Annotated in this window: 14 protein-coding genes; 9 read left to right on the forward strand and 5 right to left on the reverse strand. The window is 36.5% G+C overall.

Annotated features, from left to right (window positions below; all coding sequences use genetic code 11):
- Positions 1–342: 342 nt before the first annotated feature.
- Entirely contained in the window at positions 343–2,280 is a 1,938-nt protein-coding gene (locus tag BM163_RS11105) for a heavy metal translocating P-type ATPase (protein ID WP_089803137.1), read from the reverse strand.
- Positions 2,281–2,618: 338 nt separating this feature from the next.
- On the opposite strand from BM163_RS11105, the gene BM163_RS11110 reads away from it, so the two are divergent.
- Both BM163_RS11110 and BM163_RS11115 read left to right on the forward strand, forming a co-directional pair.
- A complete protein-coding gene (locus tag BM163_RS11110; protein ID WP_229675561.1) occupies positions 2,619–3,443 on the forward strand; it encodes a transporter substrate-binding domain-containing protein in 825 nt (274 codons plus the stop codon).
- Between the two features lie 37 nt (positions 3,444–3,480).
- Positions 3,481–4,155 (forward strand): amino acid ABC transporter permease, encoded by a 675-nt coding sequence (locus BM163_RS11115; RefSeq protein ID WP_089803196.1) that lies wholly within the window; start codon positions 3,481–3,483, stop codon positions 4,153–4,155.
- 171 nt (positions 4,156–4,326) lie between these two features.
- Here the strand turns inward: BM163_RS11115 and BM163_RS11120 are convergent, their stop codons facing one another.
- Positions 4,327–5,433: a putative manganese transporter gene (locus BM163_RS11120; RefSeq protein ID WP_089803138.1), complete on the reverse strand. Its 1,107-nt coding sequence runs from the start codon at positions 5,431–5,433 to the stop codon at positions 4,327–4,329.
- A 555-nt stretch (positions 5,434–5,988) separates the two neighbouring features.
- On the opposite strand from BM163_RS11120, the gene BM163_RS11125 reads away from it, so the two are divergent.
- Positions 5,989–6,378: an OsmC family protein gene (locus BM163_RS11125; RefSeq protein WP_170243718.1), complete on the forward strand. Its 390-nt coding sequence runs from the start codon at positions 5,989–5,991 to the stop codon at positions 6,376–6,378.
- Positions 6,379–6,522: 144 nt separating this feature from the next.
- The gene (locus tag BM163_RS11130; RefSeq protein ID WP_170243719.1) at positions 6,523–7,200 is read left to right on the forward strand and encodes a YfkD family protein; all 678 of its coding nucleotides are present in this window, start codon (positions 6,523–6,525) and stop codon (positions 7,198–7,200) included.
- Positions 7,201–7,214: 14 nt separating this feature from the next.
- Here BM163_RS11130 and BM163_RS11135 read toward each other — a convergent pair whose 3' ends face one another.
- Positions 7,215–8,084: a mechanosensitive ion channel family protein gene (locus BM163_RS11135; RefSeq protein WP_089803145.1), complete on the reverse strand. Its 870-nt coding sequence runs from the start codon at positions 8,082–8,084 to the stop codon at positions 7,215–7,217.
- A 110-nt stretch (positions 8,085–8,194) separates the two neighbouring features.
- Between BM163_RS11135 and BM163_RS13825 the strand changes: the two genes are divergently transcribed.
- The 3 genes from BM163_RS13825 to BM163_RS11145 all read left to right on the forward strand — a co-directional run bounded on the left by BM163_RS13825 (position 8,195) and on the right by BM163_RS11145 (position 9,915).
- Complete coding sequence (locus BM163_RS13825) at positions 8,195–8,344, forward strand: SE1561 family protein (protein ID WP_170243720.1); 150 nt, start codon at positions 8,195–8,197, stop codon at positions 8,342–8,344.
- 291 nt (positions 8,345–8,635) lie between these two features.
- A complete protein-coding gene (locus BM163_RS11140) occupies positions 8,636–8,845 on the forward strand; it encodes a hypothetical protein (RefSeq protein WP_089803147.1) in 210 nt (69 codons plus the stop codon).
- Positions 8,846–9,120: 275 nt separating this feature from the next.
- Entirely contained in the window at positions 9,121–9,915 is a 795-nt protein-coding gene (locus BM163_RS11145) for a polysaccharide deacetylase family protein (protein WP_089803149.1), read from the forward strand.
- Between the two features lie 51 nt (positions 9,916–9,966).
- Here the strand turns inward: BM163_RS11145 and BM163_RS11150 are convergent, their stop codons facing one another.
- Positions 9,967–12,048 carry an RNA degradosome polyphosphate kinase gene (locus BM163_RS11150; RefSeq protein ID WP_089803151.1) on the reverse strand — a complete coding sequence of 694 codons (2,082 nt, stop codon included), beginning with the start codon at positions 12,046–12,048 and terminating at the stop codon, positions 9,967–9,969.
- 5 nt (positions 12,049–12,053) lie between these two features.
- The gene (locus BM163_RS11155; protein WP_089803153.1) at positions 12,054–13,604 is read right to left on the reverse strand and encodes a Ppx/GppA family phosphatase; all 1,551 of its coding nucleotides are present in this window, start codon (positions 13,602–13,604) and stop codon (positions 12,054–12,056) included.
- Between the two features lie 261 nt (positions 13,605–13,865).
- Between BM163_RS11155 and BM163_RS11160 the strand changes: the two genes are divergently transcribed.
- Complete coding sequence (locus BM163_RS11160) at positions 13,866–15,980, forward strand: ATP-dependent Clp protease ATP-binding subunit (RefSeq protein ID WP_089803155.1); 2,115 nt, start codon at positions 13,866–13,868, stop codon at positions 15,978–15,980.
- 247 nt (positions 15,981–16,227) lie between these two features.
- A complete protein-coding gene (locus BM163_RS11165; protein ID WP_089803157.1) occupies positions 16,228–17,076 on the forward strand; it encodes a dimethylarginine dimethylaminohydrolase family protein in 849 nt (282 codons plus the stop codon).
- Positions 17,077–17,100: the final 24 nt, after the last annotated feature.

Below are 17,100 nucleotides of genomic sequence, written 5' to 3' on the forward strand. Positions count from 1 at the left end.
AGACTCCGTCAAATGATTTGGAAACGCTGGAAACATGTGAGAACGAGGTATAGAAAACTTCGAAAATACGGAATATCTCATAACGAAGCACTTAAATTAGCTGCGAGTAGGAAGGGGTATTGGAATAACTCAAAAACACCTGCCCTTCATCGAGCACTATCAAATGAGCGACTATTGAAGTGGGGGCTAAGAAATTTAAACCTTCGCTTGAAAGCAAGTCAATTTAGATCTGACTATAAATTAAAACGATACTTAAATTATTGAACCGCCGTATACGGATCCGTACGTACGGTGGTGTGAGAGGTCGGTAGGTGAATTAATCACCTACCTCCTACTCGATTTTTAGTTTCTGATTTTAAGTAAACGTAAGCCATTAAGAATAACTAATATTGTACTTCCCTCATGGCCAATGACGCCAAGAGGTAAGTTGATGAATTGGAATAAATTAGATATTACGAGTAATACAATGATAGAAATTGAAAATAGAATATTTTGCTTAATTATTTTGTTCATCTGCTTAGATAAGTTGAAAAGATCAACAAGTTTTGCTAATTTGTTTTTTATAAGTACGATATCAGCTGTTTCTAAGGCAACGTCAGTCCCTGCCCCCATGGCTACACCGATATTTGCGGTAGCCAGCGCTGGTGCATCATTGATGCCATCTCCAACCATCATAACCGTATCAAACGTCATTTGAAGACTTTTTAACGCAGTTACTTTATCCTCAGGCATACAGCTTGCCACATAGCGTGTTAATCCAACTTCATGAGCGATGGCTTCAGCTGTTCGCTCATTGTCGCCCGTCAACATAACAGTTTCAATACCAAGTGAATGAAATGTCTTAATAGCTTCAAGAGTATCTTGTCTGATTTCGTCTTTTAAGGCAATGATGGCGACCACATCATTGTTTTTGCATACATAGACGAGTGTTTTGGCAGTTTCTTTTAATGCAGTGGCCTCATTTTCATACCAGTTGTCTACAGTATGATCGAATAGCTTTTCGTTTCCAATAGCCCATCTTTCACCATGAAAAGTGGCTATGACCCCTTTACCGATTACTTCTGTCATATCCTTTGTTGCTTCAACTTTCGATGGGTCTAGATAGTTCTTACTAAAACGTATCATAGCTTCGGCAAGCGGGTGACTTGATCCTTTCTCAATTTGAACGATACGTTCAATAATGGTCGTTATGTTTTCTCCAGACTTAATAAATATATTTGTCACTTCTGGTCTGCCAACGGTAAGTGTGCCTGTTTTATCAAAAGCGATTGCTTGAACTTTTTCTAGATTTTCTAAATGCTGCCCGCTTTTCACTAACATACCATGTCTAGCACTTGTTGAAATAGCCGAAAGTGTGGCAGGGCTAATGGAAGCAACAAGAGCGCAAGGTGATGCGACTACGAGTAAAATCATTGCGCGATAAAAACTTTCGTTCCAGCTCCAATTAACGATAAAGGGAGGAAGAACCATCATTAAAGCTGTGATTACTAAGACGATGTAAACATAGAGATTTTCAAAGCGCTCAATAAATAGTTGAGCAGGTGACTTTTCTGATTGAGCAGACCGTACGAGTGCCATTATTTTCTGGACGAAAGATTGACTCGCATCTGCGGTAACCTTAACTGTTAATGCACCGCTTTGGTTCACTGTACCAGTATACACGCAGTCATCTACTGATTTTTCTATTGGGATCGCCTCCCCAGTCAATGCACTCTCATCTATCGACGTTCGTCCTGTAAGAATAATGCCATCTGCGGGCATACGCTCTCCAGGCTTAACGTAAATGGTGTCGCCAATAGCAAGTACATCCACTGATACAATTTCTTCTTTGCCATTGGTTATCCGTAAGGCAGTATCGGGTTGTAAGTGCATTAAATTCGATAAATCGCGGGCGCTTTTTTGCATAGTGTATGTTTCCATCGCTCCAGAGAGAGAAAAAATAAAAATTAAGATTGCCCCTTCTACCCAATAACCGATAATCGCTGACCCAATAGCTGCAAGAATCATAAGTAACTCAACATTCAATGTGCGCTTTTTTAGCGTCTCTGTTAGTCCTTCTTTTGCTTTAGCATAACCGCCAATTATAAAGGCAGCTATATTAAGTGTAATATAGGAGAGCTCTGTTAAAAAATCTTGAAAGACCCAAGCTGTTAAAACGAGCAACCCTCCAACAAAAGCAGCTATCAATTCTTTATGTTTATAGATAGTTGTCAAAACAAACTGTACTAATTGAGAATGAGTCTTATTGTTATTTGTAATGTTTTTAGTTAATGGGATCATTTCATAACCTCCTTTTTTTAAATGAGAATTAAAATCAGTTTATATCTCTAGTAATGTTGTTAAATAGATAAAAGTGATAATATAATGTTATACTTAATTTATAATTATTATAAATTAAGTATAACAAGTATTATAAATTATGCAAGGTAGTAGAGAAGATTTCAGTAGAAGTGTGAACATTTTGTGAAACAGGTGACAAGACAATGATTTTTGTTATAGTACAGAAACATAAAAAAATATAGTACAGATTGTGTAAATCTATTGCATTACTTTGTAATAGTTGATATAGTGAAAAGCGTTAAAGAACATTCAGAAAATATACAAAGGGGTTGGAAAGGTTGAAAAAATTACTTGCGACAATGTTATTGATTGGTGTCTTAGTTTTAAGTGCATGTTCGAACGATGCATCACTATATGATGAGATTCAAGAAGAAGGTGTGTTAACTGTAGCTACTTCGGGTACACTTATAGCCGCTTCTTATTATAATGATGAAGATGCCTTAACCGGCTTTGATGTAGAAGTGGCACGTGAAGTTGGTAAACGTCTAGGACTAGATGTCAAGTTTGAAATCATGAGTGTGGACGGTATGCTTCCAGCTGTTGAAACTGGTCGTGTGGATATGGCAGCTAATGATTTAACCGCAACGAAAAAAAGAAAAGAAAATTATACTTTTTCTGATCCGTACAAATATTCATACTCAACAATGGTGGTAAGGAAAAGTGATTTTTCGGGTGTCTTTGCATTAGAAGATCTTGAAGGTAAGATTAATGGTGGTGGTGATACAACAGTATCATCAGAAATTGCACGTCATTTTGGGGCCGAAGTTAAGACGTATGGCAATGCGAGTAATGAAGCCTATTTACGTGACGTTTCAATCGGGCGTACAGATGTGGTTGTAAATGATTATTTCCTTATTAAATTTGGTGTAGCCGCATTTCCGGATTTTGATATTATGATGCACCCAGACTTGAAATTCCATCCGACGGAGCAGTCACTTGTAATGAAAAAGGGAGAAACGGAGTTAGAAGAGGCTGTAAACTCAGTACTAGCTGAGATGCGTGAAGATGGAACGTTAACGGAGATTGCTGAAACATTTTATGATGAAGATGCTTCACAAAAACCAGCTGAAGATATTGAAGTGATTGAAGGTTTAGATATTTAATGAATCGATTCATAGGGGGGCGGTAAATGTGCAGACAATGCAATTAGGTTTTTTTAATATTGATAAAGCCATTGAGAATTTACCGCTCATTCTCTCGGGATTACCGATGACCATAGCGGTATCATTTCTTAGTATGGCTATTGGTATGATGCTTGGTTTGCCGCTAGCTTTGATGCGATCAAGTGAGCGAAAAACAGTCCGTTTACCCGCGCGTGTCTATATATCGTTTATGAGAGGGACGCCTGTCTTAGTTTTTTTATTTATTATTTACTTCGGTTTACCGGCAGTTGGTATTGAGTTTACCGCTTTTCAAGCAGCGGTGCTTGGTTTTGGTCTAAATGCGGCAGCTTATATTGCAGAGGTCAATCGAGCCGCGCTGAATAGTGTGGAATATGGACAATGGGAAGCGGCACAGTCATTGGGTCTTAATTATCGACAGTCTGTTATAGGAATTGTTCTCCCTCAGGCTATGCGTATTGCCATGCCACCTTTAACAAATATTTTTTTAGATTTAGTTAAAGCAACTTCACTGGCCGCGGTTATTACTGTACCAGAGTTGTTTCAAAAAACACAAATTGCGAGTGGTCGTTCATTTGATTTTCTTACCATGTATACGCTTGTTGCCCTCATTTATTGGCCATTATGTATTCTAATTAGTATTGTTCAAGAGCGGTTAGAAAAGCATTTTTCGCGTTTTGTTGAACAAAAATAACTGAGAAATGTCGACTTAACCTGTCGCTAAGAGCAATAGTATAAATGAATAAGATCCCACTATAGTAAACAGGTTTAGAATAAATAGCTGTTTACTATAGTGGGAGGTTTGTGCGTATTTTCACAAGTTATCATGTAAGGAAATGCAAATACTATTGAACGAAGTAAAATGTTATATTTTAAATCCTAACGTTAATAAGGTATAGCCAACTATTAAAGCTATTACTAAACTAAGCGTCGTAATGATTAAGGCGTCTTTTTTATTTGCAGCTAGAAGTGGAAAAATGCCATCTCCACTTGTGGCAATCGCAGCAGCGACTAAAGCAGCTATTGGAAAGTTATCAATTGTCGTGAAAGCCACAGCAACAGAAATCATACCACCACAGCCGGGGGTTGCCCCTATAAATGCTGCAATAATTACAACAATGAGAGCGGATGATGTCATCCACATATCAAACGTTTCTACACCAACGACAACATCAATGATATAGTTAGCAACAAAAAGTCCAATAAACACATAGACGATGACTGTAGAAATATCAGATACTGCATGTAACATCGTTGATTTTATATCGTTATTACAAGAGCAAGAATATCCCTTATAACTGAATTTATATACGAAGAAATAAATAATTGCAACGAGTGTCAATAATGTAGTTACCCACACAGTTAAATCATCATAGCCAGCAATTTCCCCGCCCCATAATGCAGCAACAGAACTGGGTAGTAAGAATATAGCCATAGCAATTATAAAGTATAATCCATATTGTTCAATAAATGTATGAGCGACCTTTGTCACTTTCTTAGTATGCTGCCTTTCCTCTAGGCGAGGTTCGGGGATATTATTACTACTAAATCTAATTCCAAATGCATCAATGACATAACCGAAGATAATGGCGACAATTATACCTATCACATTTACAATGATAAATGCCGTAAGATTCGCCGCAACACGCGCTTCATCAGAAGCGCCTAGTAAAACAAATGACCCTTCGCCCAAAGTAGCAATAAAGGTGGCAAACAAGCCGCCAAATGATATCTTTTGGTTTTTGTACATCGCCGATACAACAATGGTTGCACCACAACCAGGTATTGCCCCTAAGAGCGCCCCAATTATTGGATGCGACCATTCGGGTCCAATCTGTGTTTGCCCTGTTAGTTTTCCTTTTGTAGCGTACGTAATTAAACTAACGCCGATAATTGATATAGAAACATAGCCACCAATAACGCCAGCTGCTTCAAGATTCTCTAAAATAAACGACCATAAATCAAAAGTCATAGGTTACCTCATCCTTTTTTTTATTATGTATAATATAATACAAGACAAATTATAATTGATAATGATTATCATTGTCAATATGGATTTAATTAAAAGTCATACAACTATTACTTATGATAGCCAATAGATAATGATAGTGAGAATTCTTGTAGATAACAAGAAGGCCTAATGAAGAAGGTAACATGGACCTTACGACAACTGATACAATGAAAAGATGGTTTTTAAAAACTCTCACGGTCATAAACATTTATCTACCTGCATATAATATAAGTCGTTAGAGATTATTTAAAATGAAGTAGTAGAAGTGACTATTTGGGTAGCAACCCAAGGTTAAGAAAGTAAGTTAGAAAAAAACACATCTCAAGTGTTTAATCCTGCACGGATGAAAAAAAAGTGATAAAATATGTACTAATAGACCAGGGAAAGATAATCAGTCATCAGTTGCTGGTAAATTGACTATAATAATGTAAGCTTAAGATAAAATTTCTAAACTAGGCTTATAAGTTCTGAATATAGGGAAAAGAAAACTAACGTAAGAAAAAGGAGTCGATGATTATGTTATTTAAATTTAAAGAAGAAGGTATCCGAGTAGAGGTTGAATATGGTATTTTAGATATTTCTGAAGATCCTTATCACGGGTACAAACCTGAGCACTTATTAGTCTCATCTATTGCAGGCTCTAGTGCAAAAGAATTTACTGACTTACTGGAGTTACATCATACACATGTAGATGATTTCTTTATTCGTACAGAAGTAAAAAAAGATCCAAAGGATGATCATAAAATCACCAAGATTAAATTGCACTTTGTCGTTAAAGGACGTAATTTAAATATTGATAAACTGTATCGTTTACTTGAACAAGCGCGTGAGCGTTGCATGATTAGTCGTGCATTAGAAAATAGTGTTGAGATTGCTGAAACACTCGAAATCGTGTCATTACGATAAACTGTTTTATAGGTATAAAAAGTATGTATTACGAAAAGACAGGGAAGTCTTTTCTTCGTACATGCTTTTTATTTTATATGGGCATAGTTAGAGTAGTTATATCATAACCTTGAATGATAAAGGTTTATGGAAAGAAGGGTGTCTATGCGTAAATGGTTACTCTTGATGATGATTGGAATTGGGATAACGTTGTTACTGCATCAACATGCTAAAGCAGAGGTCATGTATTTATCTTATGAACAACAGGAAGAAAAAGAAATACATCGAGTCCAACCAAATGAGAGGACAAAAAAATGGTTGGCAACAGTGGACTGGGAAATACACCATCCGAGCTTGATAGAACAGTTAAATAAAAGTGCTTATGATACATCCTTTTATACATATGGTGTGGAGGGTGTTTTTCATATGGGACGTTGGTTACTTTCAATCGATAATATTGATATTGAGTCTGTACCCTATCACATTGACCTATCTGATGATTTAATATCCGTTGATAACCAGCAAATTCATTTAAAACAGTCTAAACACCTAGTTGTTAATGAAGGAAAAGAAGATGTATTCCAATTGATTAAAAAAGCCGTATCTATGCCAATTGATAATACGATAAAATTAACACGCACTTTAACATTAAGAGAGCCTTATAAAGGGAAGAAAGTTAGTCGCCTCTTTATTCCAGGTATAAGAGTAACAGGAGAAGTTATAGTAGGGGATGTATATTTACACATCAATAATAAAACGGTAGAAATAAAAGTTTCAAACATTGTAAGAGAAGAAAGTGACACGGTTTGGATTAATAAGGAGACATTTACTATCGTTCATTAAATAAAAACACGCCCTTAGGAATTTTGGGCGTGTTTATTTAAATCTGTCAAATGAACCCCCTGATGAGGCATTTGCACATTATGGTTATACATGTACTGGGCAATAATCGTTCTTACGCTACGTGCATTAGCGAAGTAATTTAAGTCGCCAACGAGACCAGTAATAAGGTAGCGATAGCCTTGGTGCTGATCGTTAATCGAATCAACACCAAGTACTTTAAAGGGTTCAATAGGTTGACCTGATAGGTCTTGTATTAAGTAATCAGCTAGTTCTTGATTTAATCTTGTGCATATTTCTTCTAGGATGCGTAAAATACGACTAGGGTCTTCATAGTAGCTGACAGTCACACGTTCAATGACACGCATCTTGTTTTTATTGAAGTTTTCAACTGTGCGCACCTGCCCGTTATTAATTGAGATAATTGTTGCTGACCAATCTCTAATTTTTAAAACGCGGAACCCAACTTCCTCAACAACCCCTTCATGTACTTCATTGACAATTACCCAATCACCTTTTTGGAGTTGTTTCTCGTAGACAATGAAAAAACCAGCAAGTAAATCCTGAACTAAACTTTGGGCACCAAAACCAATAATAATACCAAGGACACCGGCACCAGCCAGCATACTACCAACGTTTAAACCAAATACGCTTAAGGCAAAAAACAAGAAGCCTAGCATAGCCATGTATTTAATGACAGACTGAAGCAATGAAATGATAGTGTCAGCTTCTTTGCCGTCCATTAATTTTGTTCGACTAAGAATCGAACGAACAATCCGCTGTAAAAATAATGCGATAAGAAAAATCACAAATCCACCAATCAGTAATTGGGTGATTTTATTTTCTAATATAAGTTGTAATACTTCTCCAAATCTTTGCCAAGACATTATATACACTCCTATTTTTTGAAATCTCGTTAGTCATTATAACATACTAGACAGAAGAAGGCTTTTTTTGTACGATAGAAGAGACTGATTAACAAAGGAGCATAAAATTCATGGCAGATAACGAGAAAATTAAACAATTAAAGCAGCAACTGGAAGCTTTTTTGCAACAGTTGGATGAACTTGAACCGAGCGAAACATCACTTGAGGATATTGATCGACTTATTGAGATGATTGAATCAATGGAGAAGAAATTGAAGTGAAAAAAGCAAGCCATGATAAGGCTTGCTTTTTTTGCTATTCAATCATGTATTGAATAAAACCTACTACGCAATAACATTTGCCAAACAGATTTTTTGGTGTCTTAAAGGCGAATCATGACTTTTTCCTTGATGTATTTATGTCGACATGCCATTTCTTCTACCATTGGCAAAGTGAAAAGCTATCGGCCTAACTATTAAAATCGGGAAGAAGAAAAAGCAATTGCACACTCCGAAGAAGAGCCCAAAGGTAATCCGGGCGGATTTCTGCACCTGATTTTTGGCGAAGAGTCAATGAAATTCAAAAACACATCACATGAAATCGTCAAATTCGCAAAAGAAAACAGATGTGCTGTGATTGTTTTTGAATACCTTGGTGACATGAAAATGCCGAAAGGATTTTGGGGAGCGAAGAAGGCTCGCTTCAAACTCTGCCATTGGCGAAAAATAGGTATTCAGAACAAAGGTAAAGAAAGGGTTGGCTCTTCAGGCAAAAGTCCCTGAGTTGTCAAAAAGAACTACCACTACCTTGTCTTCATAAATGAGTCTTGTAAGAGCGCTATCGGCACCGAAGGTGGCGTAACAGCTCCATTTGTACTATTTGTACTATATTTAAGAATAAGCTCCCTCTACAATCTTCGATTTAGGGGAGATGTTCAAAAATAATAGATATGGCTATGCGCGAAGTATCAGTCAATAGCCATAAAAAAATTAAAAGAAGGTATAAATTACGCCCTAAGGACACACGTTAATAAAAAGTGAAATGGGGTGTTTTGAATATGTCAAGCATAAAGCGAATAAAAAAAATATTCCTTTTTATGGTCTTGATCAGTCTTATTGTCATAACGGCATCAAGTGAGGTAAATGCGTATGGTTTCGGGTATAAGCGTTCAAATGATCAGTCACCACCTGAAATAGGAAGTTACGAGCTAATATTAGAAGAAGGGAATGGTTACTATAGGGATAAGACGGAAGAAAAAGTGCTTTATTTAACATTTGATCACGGCTATGAAAAAGGTTACACAGAAGGTATTCTTGATGTATTGAAAGAAGAAGAGGTGCCGGCTTGTTTTTTTGTCACGGGCCATTATGTTAGAAGTGCGTCAAAGATTGTTAAACGGATGATCACGGAAGGACATATGATTGGTAATCATACGTACCATCATTATGATTTAACAACGTTGACAGAGGATAAATTCAAACGGGAAATATTGAAATTAGAGCAAGCCATTCGACTTCTCCACCCAGATGTTTCGATGCATTATATGCGTCCGCCAAAGGGTATTTTTAATGAACAAACGTTAAAGTGGACTAATGACTTAGGTTATCGTCAAATGTTTTGGTCTATCGCATACGTTGATTGGCACGAAGACAAAGATCTTGGTCAAAAATATGCGTATAATGAAGTAGTAGAACAACTACACCCTGGCGCTGTCATCTTAATGCACGCGGTATCTGAAGATAATTTACTCGCTTTATCTCATATTATTAAAGAAGCGAAAGCGCAAGGGTATCGTTTCAGTATACTTGATGAACTTGTATTTAAAGAAAAAGGTCACCACCTGTTTTGGTGATAAATTGAGCCACTAAAGAGTTATACCGCTAGTGGCTCAATTTTTATGGAGTTAATGCAGTGTCGATTGATATGCCAAATCAAAGAAAATAAGCTGACTAGACATTGCCTGTTCACCTTCGACGCGTTCTTTGTAAACGTAAAAGCCATCACTTTTTTGATAACGCGCTTTTTGATTATCTACTAGTTGGATTTCTAGTAAATCAAGGACGCGTTTTTTGTGGCGGCGATCAAGTACTGGAAATAGTAATTCAATCCTTTTGACCATATTACGTGTCATCATATCACAAGAAGCTAAAAAGACTTTTTTCTCACCGTGATGATGGAAATAATATATACGACTATGTTCAAGGAAGCGGCCGACAATACTTGTGACGGTAATATTCTCACTTATACCTTTTAATCCAGGTTTTAAACAGCATATGCCTCGCACAATGAGATCAATTTTTACGCCCTTATTAGAAGCTTCATATAATTTCAAAATAAGGGGCTTATCTGTTAAGGCATTCATTTTACAGATGATGTGCCCATCTCCATGTTGCTCATGGTACTGTATTTCTTTGGCTATATAATGAATGAAATCATCTTGAATTTGGTACGGTGCCATAGATAAATAATTGAAATCAGGTTTAAAAGTATAGCCGCTTAGAAAATTAAAGAATAACGTTGCATCAATGCCAAGTTCGCGTCGTGAGGATAGAATAGATAGATCGGTATAAAACTTTGCTGTCTGGTCATTATAGTTTCCTGTACTTAAATGCACAAAACGTTCAATCCGTTCTTGTTGCCGTCGAACAATCAAGGTGATTTTACTGTGCGTTTTTAAACCGGTAATGCCATAAATGACATGACATCCTGCTTTTTCAAGAGCCTTTGCCCATTGTACGTTGTTTGCTTCATCAAAACGGGCTTTTAATTCAACGAGTACGGTTACTTGTTTACCATTTTCAGCGGCAAGTTTTAGACAATTGACGATAGGGGAATCTCCACTCACTCGGTAAAGTGTTTGTTTTATTGCTAAAACATGTGGGTCTATAGCCGCTTGTTCGACCATATCGACAATGACTTCAAATGATTCATAGGGATGATGCAACATAATATCCTTACGTCTCAATTGATCAAATATGTTCACCATGGGTTCAACTTCTTTTGGGGGCTGTGGAATTAACGTTTGAAAAACCAAATGTTCAAACGTTTGCTTTAATTGTGTATAGACATTGAGTAAAAAAGTAAAGTCAAGAGGTCCATCATGATAATACAAATCATCACTTGATACTTCAAGTACATATTTTAAAAAGTTAATTAAGTGTGGATTATGTGCCCCTTTTTCACCCATAATTTCTAGACGGACAGCTAACCCCCAACGACGTTTTTTGAGTTCTTTTTCAATTTCTTTGAGTAAATCACGTGAGCCTTCTTCGTGGATATTCATATCAGCATTACGGGTGATTCTAAAGCAAATCGTATCTTCAACGACATAACCATCAAAAAGACGGTTAATATAATAACGAATGACATCTTCTAATAGCAGATAATGATGTTTATTTTTAATCTTTACAAAGCGATCGAGCAAAGCAGGGACTTGAACGATGGCTGTTAGCAACTTATCAGAATCATCTGGATGGTGAAGGGTCACAGCGATATTAAGTGATAAGTTTTGTAGCAATGGAAACGGTCGGTATGCATCGATTGCCAGCGGTGTTAAAACAGGATATATAACTTGTTCAAAATGCTGTTCAAGCCACTTCGATTCTTTTTTAGAGAGCTTATCAATCGAGCCAATATGAATATTTTCTTTAGCCAGTTGTTCTTTTAAATCATGGTAATAGTGTTGTTGCTGCTTGACGAGTGGGTGGGCTTCTTTACTGATTGCTTCAAGCTGTTGCAATGCTGTTAACCCTGATTTATTATCAGGGCGGTTAAAACCGGCACGGAATTGATCTTTTAGACCAGCAACACGAACCATAAAGAATTCATCAAGGTTATTTGAGAAGATGCCGATAAAGCGCAGTCGCTCAAGCAGAGGATTTTGTTCATCCACTGCTTCCTCGAGCACGCGTTTGTTAAAGCGTAACCAACTGATTTCCCGATTATTGAAGTGTTCAGGTGCATCAATGATGATAGTATCTGTCATGCTTCTCACTCCTTATTAGAGACGTTTTGGATAAACGTTAAGTCTATTGTCCGTTTTAAGGCCTTTTCTAAGTGTTTTTTTTGTTTTTCAGCTTGATATATTTCTGGAGCAGCATTCTTACTGTAATATAGCACCAATTTTAATTTCTTTTTCTTCACTTTTACGCTTAAATCACTTATGACATGTCGCTTTGTACCATCTAAGCAATAAGTGAATTTTAACAGTGCACCTAACAACAGAATCTTTTTGCGTTCGGACTTTGTTAACCAACTTTTATAAGGACGAATAAATTGTTTGAACACTGTTTTATTTTTATATGATGCAACTAAAGCAAGTTCTAATTTCTCACGATGACTTAAGCCGTCAATCGTGCGATTACTCAATAAATAAAACGTGTGCTGGGCACTAGACTCGTTATCTATATAATCCCCCATGTTAAAGACATAGCTTGCCCGTCTTAGTAATGTCCAATCCTCTTTCATCATGCCACGTACTTTATTTTCCGTAAGTGCATTGAATAGTTGTCTTGTTAAATGCTGTACTTGGAACGCTTGTTTTACATCCAAATCAAAATCAGAAATCAATTCTTGGAAACTATCTTCTAGAACGTTAGGTGAATAGGGTTGTTCTTGTTTATGGAACAACAACTCGTAATTTATTCCATCACGTAAGCCCTTTTGACTTAAAACGAAGCGATCGGCATGGATAAAGTTATAAAGCGTGATAAAAGTCATAAGTGCCGGGAGAATAATATCTGCTCGGTCTTTTGATAATCCTTCAACTTTCATCCGTTTCGTATTGGAAAGACTTAGTAAATGATCCTTGATTCGATTTAAATCCTTCAATAACAGTGGGTATTGGTGTAGACCGGCCATAGGATAATCTTTATCGATTTGGTCTATTTGAGCAACGTTTCTCGCACTACCACCAATCGCAATTATAGGAACTGAGCGATTTTCTAACCAATCAAGTGTTTCAAATGCTTCTTTAACGTACTTTTTAACAGTAATTAAATTTTCAGCCTCACTTAAGGTGTTATCGTATAGCTGATTTAAACTTAACGTACCAAAAGGAAAACTGTGGGCATGAATAAGTTGTCTATCTTTAAAGTAAGTGACTTCAGTTGAACCTCCCCCCATATCTACGGTGATACCCTCGGTTATAGAAGTAGCGTTAACGACGGCCAAGTACCCATAAAATGCTTCTTCTTCTTCAGAGAGAATCTGCATGTCCCACCCCAGAGATGTTTTTACTCTATCAATGAGCGTTTGTTTATTTTTAGCTTGTCTAACGGTGGCGGTTGCGACAACAGTAAAGTGTTTTAGTGGGTATATTTTTAAAACATCTTCAAATTCTTTTAACGTCTCAATTAAGATTATCTCACCTTCTTCTGATAAATAGTCATCTTCTGTGAGATGATTTCTTAATCGAGCAACAGCTTTAACGTTTTCTACTTCTTTGAACCGACCCGCTTCATTTGGTAAATAAATGACAAGCCGCACTGTATTGGAACCAATATCAATCAGTGCGTAATAATTATCCTTAATTAAAGTCATCGTAATCCCGCCTTTAACAGTTAATCAGTAATATGTATATATACCACAAAAAGGGTTATTCTAATCCTTTCAACGCTAAAGTTAACAAACTGATTTATCTCATGATTTATTTGAAGGAGTAAAAAAATTAAAAAGTATAATCAAAATACTTGAAAGTCAAATAAGGTCAAAGTATACTGTAATTAGTAAAGGTCAAAGAAGGTCAAGAAGAATTGATCTGCTTTGATTAATTACATCGATAACTTAAGGAGGCGTGTTAAAATGAAATGTCAAAAATGTCAGGTCCGCTCTGCAAATGTTAATGTCACTCTTCGTATAAATGGTCATACAGAACATCTCCATGTCTGTGAGACGTGCTTTAAAGAAATCCGCAATGAATCTCTTCACCCTTCAGGCTTCTTCGCTCCACAACAATCATCATTTGACGAACAAGCGGGATTTGCTAAACGTCAATCAAGTGTAAAAACCGAGACGCCAAATGATCGTACTGGGTTATTAGATCAGCTCGGGCGTAATTTAACTGATCATGCTCGACAAGGATTAATTGATCCCGTTATCGGTCGAGAACAAGAAGTAAAAAGGGTTATAGAGACGTTAAATCGTCGAAATAAAAATAATCCGGTCTTAATTGGAGAGCCAGGAGTAGGGAAGACGGCTATTGCAGAAGGTTTAGCTTTAAAAATTGTTGAGCGTACGGTACCTAAAAAGTTAAAGGATAAAGAACTTTATTTATTAGACGTTGCGTCACTTGTTGCAAATACGGGTGTGCGGGGTCAATTTGAAGAACGAATGAAAGCCTTGATTACTGAGTTAGAAGACAGGAAGAACGTTATTTTATTCGTTGATGAAATTCATTTGCTTGTTGGCGCAGGAACAGCAGAAGGTTCTCAAATGGATGCAGGAAATATATTAAAACCAGCACTTGCTCGTGGTGAGTTACAACTTATTGGTGCAACGACTTTAAAAGAGTACCGACAAATTGAAAAAGACCAAGCATTAGAGCGACGTTTTCAACCGATTATCGTTAAAGAGCCGTCAGAGGATGAAGCGATTCAAATTCTACAAGGGATAAAAGAACGTTATGAAAGCTATCATCATGTCACCTATACAGACGAAGTAATTGAACAAGCCGTTCACTTATCAAAACGATATATTCAAGACCGTTTCTTACCAGATAAAGCTATTGATTTAATTGATGAAGCTGGTGCCCGTTTAAACCTCACGCTATCGGAGTCTAACCAATCAGCAATTGAAGATGAACTCAAACAAATTGCTGAAGAAAAGCAACTTGCGGCTGAGCAAGAAGATTATGAAACAGCAGCTCATTTACGTCATAAAGAGTTACAGTTAGAAAAGCAACTTGCTAATCATGAAGATATACCGTCAATTGAGGTGACTGTCCAGGCTATTCAACAGTTAATAGAAGAAAAAACAGGAGTACCTGTTAGAAAAATGCAGCAAGATGATCAACAAAAGATGAAAGATTTAAAAACGCATCTTGAAGCGAAAGTCATTGGTCAAGCATTGGCGGTTGATAAAGTAGCAAGAGCGATTCGCCGAAGCCGGGCGGGGTTAAAATCCAAACATCGTCCAATTGGGTCTTTCTTATTTGTAGGACCGACAGGTGTTGGTAAAACGGAATTAACGAAAGTGCTTGCTGAAGAAATGTTCGGTCATAAAGATGCTTTGCTTCGTCTTGATATGAGTGAGTATATGGAAAAACATGCTGTATCAAAAATTATCGGTTCACCTCCTGGTTATGTTGGCCATGAGGAAGCAGGCCAACTCACAGAAAAAGTGCGTCGAAAGCCATATAGTGTCATTTTGTTAGATGAAATTGAGAAGGCTCATCCTGATGTTCAGCACATGTTCTTGCAAATTATGGAGGACGGTAGGTTAACAGATAGTCATGGTCGAACGGTAAGCTTTAAAGATACTGTCATTATTATGACAAGTAATGCCGGGACACAAGCAAAAGAAATGCATGTCGGTTTTAATAAAGTTCAAACGGATGCAGTTTCCATACTTGATCAACTTAAAGATTTCTTTAAACCAGAGTTCTTGAATCGATTCGATGCAATTATTCCCTTCAACCATTTAGAAGAAGTGCATCTAATAAAGATTGTTGATTTGATGTTAGCTGAATTAAATGATAACTTAGCTGACCAAGGTTATTCAATAGAAGTGACAGATAAAGCAAAACAACATTTAGCTTCAATTGGCTATGATCGTCAATTTGGCGCACGTCCATTACGTCGTGTCATTCAAGAAACAATAGAAGATGGTATTACCGATATATTATTAGAAGAATCAGACCTTACAGTATTAAAAGCTGATATGGTTGATGGTCGAATCATTGTGAGTAAACAGTCTTAAATAATTAGAAATAAATTAAAACAAGTATTCTATGCAGTTTAAATAGCGTAGAATACTTGTTTTTTTTAAAACATCTGAATATTTATTCAATATTTTGTTTTTTGATGTGTGAAAAAAAGAAAAAAACGATGTAATTGTGAATAAAGATAAAGATGAATGGATAAACCTAATTCTGACACGTATTTCTCGGGTTCTGCTTGTGAAATTTTTTGGTATAATGGTGAAAAAGAAGAGGGGGGTTAAGCAGATGCCAATGAAAAATGAAGCAATATGTCATTCGGAATATGATAAGTTAACACGGGTGGTAGTTACAGAACCAAAGTATATGGCAATTACTGAAGTCATAAATGAAACACAGAAACACTTTCTATCTGATAATATAGATACGTTTATTGCGACAACCCAACACCACAACTTTGTCCAGGTATTAAAAAATGAAGGAGTCAAAGTGGATTATCTTCCTGTAAAAGAACAACTTAACGAACAAGTATTTACAAGGGATATTGGTTTTTCGTTAGGTGAGACATTATTTATTGCTAATATGGCAAGTGATATAAGAAGACAAGAGACAGATATTTTAATCAACTTTCTAAAAGAAGCGACTATCCCTTTTAAACCTTTAGTAGGTGCCTCTATAGAAGGTGGAGATGTATTAATAGATGGTAAGACAATTTATATTGGTGTGAGTAATCGTACGTCAATTGAGGCGATTGATAAGCTAGCACAGCATTTACCAGAATATGAAATCTGCAATTTATCGTTAATGGGTAACATTTTACACTTGGATTGTACTTTTAATATTATTAGCCCAACCGAAGCGCTTATCTATCGCCCAGGTTTAACCGAGACATCCGTTACACTTTTGGAGAAACGCTATAGCTTGATTGATGTTTCAGCGGATGAACAATTCACCCTGGGCACCAATGTGTTATCAATTGGAAATAAAAAAATAATCAGTTTGCCGAACAACAAAAAGGTTAATGCAACATTGACTAAGAGAGGTTACCAAGTAATTGAAGTCGCTTTTGATGAAATCATTAAATCAGGCGGATCCTTTAGATGTTGCTCATTAGCAATTACAAGAGAAAAAGGATAGAAAACGTCAAGTATGCTAAGAAAT

It is taken from the genome of Halolactibacillus alkaliphilus (assembly GCF_900115465.1).
Classification (GTDB): domain Bacteria; phylum Bacillota; class Bacilli; order Bacillales; family Amphibacillaceae; genus Halolactibacillus; species Halolactibacillus alkaliphilus.

Excerpts from the sequence above, each read along its gene's own strand:
- BM163_RS11115 (WP_089803196.1), top strand. The coding sequence starts at position 3,481 with ATGCAATTAGGTTTTTTTAATATTGATAAAGCCATTGAGAATTTACCG.
- BM163_RS11160 (WP_089803155.1), top strand. The coding sequence starts at position 13,866 with ATGAAATGTCAAAAATGTCAGGTCCGCTCTGCAAATGTTAATGTCACT.
- BM163_RS11125 (WP_170243718.1), top strand. The coding sequence starts at position 5,989 with ATGTTATTTAAATTTAAAGAAGAAGGTATCCGAGTAGAGGTTGAATAT.
- BM163_RS11130 (WP_170243719.1), top strand. The coding sequence starts at position 6,523 with ATGCGTAAATGGTTACTCTTGATGATGATTGGAATTGGGATAACGTTG.
- BM163_RS11165 (WP_089803157.1), top strand. The coding sequence starts at position 16,228 with ATGCCAATGAAAAATGAAGCAATATGTCATTCGGAATATGATAAGTTA.
- BM163_RS11155 (WP_089803153.1), bottom strand. The coding sequence starts at position 13,604 with ATGACTTTAATTAAGGATAATTATTACGCACTGATTGATATTGGTTCC.
- BM163_RS13825 (WP_170243720.1), top strand. The coding sequence starts at position 8,195 with ATGGCAGATAACGAGAAAATTAAACAATTAAAGCAGCAACTGGAAGCT.
- BM163_RS11135 (WP_089803145.1), bottom strand. The coding sequence starts at position 8,084 with ATGTCTTGGCAAAGATTTGGAGAAGTATTACAACTTATATTAGAAAAT.
- BM163_RS11105 (WP_089803137.1), bottom strand. The coding sequence starts at position 2,280 with ATGATCCCATTAACTAAAAACATTACAAATAACAATAAGACTCATTCT.
- BM163_RS11140 (WP_089803147.1), top strand. The coding sequence starts at position 8,636 with ATGAAATTCAAAAACACATCACATGAAATCGTCAAATTCGCAAAAGAA.
- BM163_RS11120 (WP_089803138.1), bottom strand. The coding sequence starts at position 5,433 with ATGACTTTTGATTTATGGTCGTTTATTTTAGAGAATCTTGAAGCAGCT.
- BM163_RS11145 (WP_089803149.1), top strand. The coding sequence starts at position 9,121 with ATGTCAAGCATAAAGCGAATAAAAAAAATATTCCTTTTTATGGTCTTG.
- BM163_RS11150 (WP_089803151.1), bottom strand. The coding sequence starts at position 12,048 with ATGACAGATACTATCATCATTGATGCACCTGAACACTTCAATAATCGG.